The organism is Pontibacter sp. HJ8 (genome assembly GCF_054824225.1).
In genome coordinates this window covers 1-3,692 of sequence record NZ_JSYF01000491.1, presented here as the reverse complement: position 1 = coordinate 3,692, position 3,692 = coordinate 1, and the positions used below count along the sequence as shown (strand labels likewise).

General features: G+C 50.1%; 3 protein-coding genes. All 3 read left to right on the top strand.

Annotation, left to right across the window (positions count from 1 at the left end; genetic code table 11):
• The first annotated feature begins 123 nt into the window (after positions 1-123).
• The 3 genes from OB13_RS18360 to OB13_RS18350 all read left to right on the top strand — a co-directional run bounded on the left by OB13_RS18360 (position 124) and on the right by OB13_RS18350 (position 3,613).
• Positions 124-2,058, top strand: coding sequence for a fumarate reductase/succinate dehydrogenase flavoprotein subunit (locus tag OB13_RS18360; RefSeq protein ID WP_461491638.1), 1,935 nt, complete (start codon positions 124-126; stop codon positions 2,056-2,058).
• 123 nt (positions 2,059-2,181) lie between these two features.
• On the top strand, positions 2,182-2,937 hold the full coding sequence (locus OB13_RS18355; protein WP_461491637.1) for a succinate dehydrogenase/fumarate reductase iron-sulfur subunit: 756 nt from the start codon (positions 2,182-2,184) through the stop codon (positions 2,935-2,937).
• Between the two features lie 151 nt (positions 2,938-3,088).
• On the top strand, positions 3,089-3,613 hold the full coding sequence (locus OB13_RS18350) for an NADPH-dependent FMN reductase (protein ID WP_461491636.1): 525 nt from the start codon (positions 3,089-3,091) through the stop codon (positions 3,611-3,613).
• Positions 3,614-3,692: the final 79 nt, after the last annotated feature.

Below are 3,692 nucleotides of genomic sequence, written 5' to 3'. Positions count from 1 at the left end.
AAGTATACTCCGTTCATCAAGACGTTCGGCTATGCCTTCTCTATTATCGTTTGCCTGGGTTTTGCCATCATTCCGCTCTACTTCTTCTTTTTCTTTGAATAACATAAACTGTCATTAGTTGCTATGATATTAGATTCAAAAATCCCGGAAGGCCCTTTGGCAGAGAAATGGGATAAACATAAATTCAATGTGAAGCTGGTAAACCCGGCTAACAAGCGTAAATATGAGATTATAGTAGTAGGGACAGGCCTGGCCGGTGCCTCTGCGGCAGCTACTTTAGGCGAACTGGGCTACAACGTAAAAGCGTTCTGCTTCCAGGATTCTCCCCGCCGTGCGCACTCGATAGCGGCACAAGGTGGTATCAACGCTGCCAAAAATTACCAGAACGACGGCGACTCCGTGTTCCGTCTGTTCTATGACACAATCAAAGGAGGCGACTACCGCGCACGCGAAGCCAACGTATACCGCCTGGCCCAGGTATCGGTCGATATCATTGACCAGTGCGTGGCACAGGGTGTTCCTTTCGCCCGTGAGTACGGCGGACTGCTGGCCAACCGTTCGTTCGGTGGTGCGCAGGTATCCCGTACCTTCTACGCCCGCGGCCAGACCGGACAGCAGCTGTTACTGGGTGCCTATTCGGCACTTAACCGCCAGATCGCCTACGGCAAAGTAAAAATGTACCCACGTACCGAGATGCTCGACCTGGTTATGGTAGACGGCAAGGCACGTGGTATTGTAGTGCGCAACCTGATCACAGGTAAAGTAGAGTCGCACAGTGCCCACGCCGTGGTACTGGCAACAGGTGGTTACGGCAACGTATTCTTCCTCTCTACCAACGCCATGGGCTCTAACGCCACAGCTGCCTGGAGAGCGCATAAAAAAGGTGCTTTGTTCGCCAACCCTTGCTTCACGCAGATACACCCAACCTGTATTCCGGTATCGGGAGACTACCAGTCCAAGCTGACGCTGATGTCAGAGTCGCTGCGGAACGATGGCCGTGTATGGGTACCCAAGACCGTAGAGCTTGCCCAGCGCTTACGCAAAGGCGAGATCAAAGTACAGGATATTAAAGAAGATGACCGCGATTACTTCCTGGAGCGTAAATACCCTGCCTTCGGTAACCTGGTACCGCGAGACGTGGCTTCCCGTAACGCCAAACTGATGTGCGACGAAGGACGTGGTGTAGGTGCATCCGGCCTGTCCGTTTTCCTTGATTTTGCTGAAGCGATCAAGCGTGAAGGACAACCGGCCATCGCTGCCAAGTATGGCAATCTCTTTGAGATGTATGCCAAGATCACAGATGAGAATCCATACGAAAACCCGATGCGTATTTACCCTGCGGTACACTATACCATGGGCGGCCTTTGGGTAGATTATAACCTGATGACCAACATACCTGGTCTGTACGCTACTGGTGAGTGTAACTTCTCTGATCACGGTGCTAACCGCCTCGGCGCTTCTGCGCTGATGCAGGGCCTGGCTGATGGTTACTTCGTGATTCCTTACACAATAGGTGACTACCTGGCTAAGACGCCAGCCGATAAACTCACCACCGACCACCCTGCCTTCAAAGAAGCCGAGCAGAATGTCATGGCTATAACCCAACGCCTTCTCTCCATCAAAGGCAACCGTACGGTAGACGATTTCCACAAGGCACTGGGCCTGATCATGTGGGAACACTGCGGTATGGCTCGTAATGCAGAAGGTCTACAGTTTGCCAAGCAGGAAATCCGCAAACTGCGCGAAGAGTTCTGGCAAAATGTAAAAGTGACTGGTGTGAACGAGGAGCTCAACCAGACGCTGGAGAAAGCCCACCGGGTAGCTGACTTCCTGGAACTTGGTGAACTGATGGTAGAAGATGCCCTGCAGCGTAACGAGTCTTGTGGCGGCCACTTCCGCGAGGAATTCCAGACGCCGGAAAACGAAGCGCTGCGTGACGATGACAACTATGCTTATGTAGCCGCCTGGGAATATACAGGAGTTGGCAACCAGCCGGTGCTGCACAAGGAAGAGCTGCAGTTCGAAAACGTAAAACTGACGCAGCGTAGTTATAAGTAATGATTAATTAAAAATTAAGAAAAAGTAATAATCCTGCTAACAGGTGATGTATAATTCTTAATTCGTAATTCTTAATTCGTAATTAATAAAAAAATGGCTGGAAGTAATCCAAATGCTAAACCAATGGATCTGACATTGAAGATTTGGCGCCAAAAAGATAAAAACTCAGCAGGTCAGCTGGTAACCTATCCGATCAAAAATATTTCGCCGGATATGTCGTTCCTAGAAATGCTAGACGTATTGAACGAAGAACTGTTGCTGAAAGGCGAAGAGCCGGTTGCCTTCGATCATGACTGCCGCGAAGGCATTTGTGGGATGTGTAGCTTGTTCATCAACGGCCGTGCACATGGTCCAGAGCGTGGCACTACCACCTGTCAGCTGCACATGCGTCACTTCAAACACGGTGACACCATCACCATTGAGCCTTGGAGAGCAGCTGCTTTCCCTGTGCACAAGGACCTGGTAGTAGACCGTTCGGCTTTCGATCGTATTCAGCAGGCAGGTGGCTATGTATCGGTGAACACCGGTGGTGTACCGGATGCGAATGCTATTCTAATTCCGAAAACCATCGCAGATAAAGCCTTCGACGCGGCTACCTGTATCCAGTGTGGCGCCTGTGTGGCTGCCTGCAAAAATGCTTCGGCTATCCTTTTTGTGAGTGCCAAAGTGTCGCAGCTTGCCCTTTTACCACAAGGCCATGTGGAGCGTAAAACCCGTGTTGAAAACATGGTAGCCCAAATGGATATTGAAGGATTCGGAGCTTGTACCAATACAGGTGCCTGCGCGGCTGAGTGCCCGGTAGGCATATCGCTGGACAACATTGATATGTTGAGACGCGAGTACCTGAGTGCTAAAGCAACCTCTGATAATGTAGCATAACGCAACCTTATCGAATAAAAAAGGCGAGACAGCAGCACTGTTCTCGCCTTTTTTGTTCTATTTTGGTATACATTCACATGACAGCGTTATACCTACCTGTAGCAGAAACATTTGGTTCTCCACTTGTGAGTACAGGCAAACCTGAAGCACTATGATCACCATCATAACGGGGACGAACAGACCCGCATCGAACTCAAGAGCAGTCGCCAATTTATATGCCGGCTTATTACAGGAGCGGCATATACCTTCTCAGATACTGGATCTGGCAGATCTACCCGCTGATTTCACGCGCTCGGCACTTTATGACAACCTGGGTACCGATGAGGAATTCAATAAGCTCAGCAGCCTGATCAGCACCTCGGATAAGTTTGTGTTTATTGTGCCGGAGTACAACGGATCTTTTCCGGGCGTACTCAAAGCTTTTATAGATGGTTTAGCCTATCCGAACACGTTCCGGAACAAAAAGGCTGCCCTGGTAGGCCTTTCGTCAGGTGTGCAGGGCAGCGGCCTTGCCATGAGCCACCTGACGGATATATTCAATTACCTAGGCATGCACGTACTCGCACTAAAACCCCGACTCGCCCAGTTCGGCCAAAACTACGATGGCACAGCCATCACCAACGATCTCTACCTGGAACTGCTCAACCAGCAGATAGACCAGTTCATCCAGTTTTAAGGTAGCCTGCTAATAGGTATAGGTATAGCCATCCATACGGCAGGTCGCCACCTATACCTATACCTATACCTATACCTAT